This is a genomic window from Acrocarpospora pleiomorpha (genome assembly GCF_009687885.1).
In the GTDB taxonomy this organism is placed as follows: domain Bacteria; phylum Actinomycetota; class Actinomycetes; order Streptosporangiales; family Streptosporangiaceae; genus Acrocarpospora; species Acrocarpospora pleiomorpha.
Genome location: NZ_BLAF01000155.1, coordinates 1 through 869, shown reverse-complemented (window position 1 = coordinate 869; position 869 = coordinate 1). Strand labels below are relative to the sequence as shown.

The window sequence follows — 869 nt, the reverse complement described above, 5'->3', positions numbered from 1 at the left end:
GACTCATGAACCGGAACGCCTCACGGCCCCGCCGCACATCCCACGCCGTCACCGCCAACGGCCGCAACTCACCCGCCGCCAACAGCTCCATCAGCTCGCCCAGCATCTCCCGCAAACGCTCGGGACCGGCGTGCGTCACATCGAACCAGCGATAAACCAGCCCCGGGAACTGCTCCTCCTCACGAATGTCCAGCTTGCCGATCTCGATGAACCGGCCACCGGGACGCAGCAGCCGCGCCGACGCATCGATGAAGTCCCCGGTCAGCGAATTCAGCACCACATCGATCCCCCGGTCCCCGCACACCCGCCGGAACCGCTCCTCGAACTCCAGCGTCCGCGAAGAGGCGATGTGATCGTCCGGGATGCCCAGCGAGCGGAGGACGTCCCACTTGGCCGGACTGGCCGTGGCGAACACCTCAACGCCCAGCCGCTGGGCCAGCTGGATCGCCGCCATGCCCACACCGCCCGTGCCTGCGTGCACCAGCAGCGACTCACCGGACCGCAACCCGGCCAGGTCCATCAGCCCGTAATAGGCCGTCAGAAACACCACCGGAATGGTCGCCGCCTGCTCGAAAGAAGTCCCATCGGGGATCTTGGCGACAGCTGCGGCATCGGTGACAAGCACCGGCCCGAAGCCGCCTTCGACCAGGCCGACCACCCGGTCTCCCTGGCGCAGGTCGTCGACTCCGGGGCCGACCTCCAGGACCACTCCGGCGGCCTCGCCGCCCATCAGACCGACCTTGTCCTGCCACCAGCCCAGCGCGTTCAGCCCGTCCAGCAGGTCACGGAAGTTCAGGCCCGCCGCGTGCACCGCCACCCGGACCTGACCGGCCCCCAGCACCTCGGCCGCCTCCGGAAACGGAAGCAGA

The 869-nt window shown here is 68.8% G+C and carries 1 protein-coding gene; it reads right to left on the bottom strand.

The genetic code is table 11. From position 1 onward, the window contains the following. Positions 1-869 (bottom strand): zinc-binding dehydrogenase (locus tag Aple_RS51710; protein WP_155352166.1); only part of this gene is annotated, 869 nt, incomplete at both ends.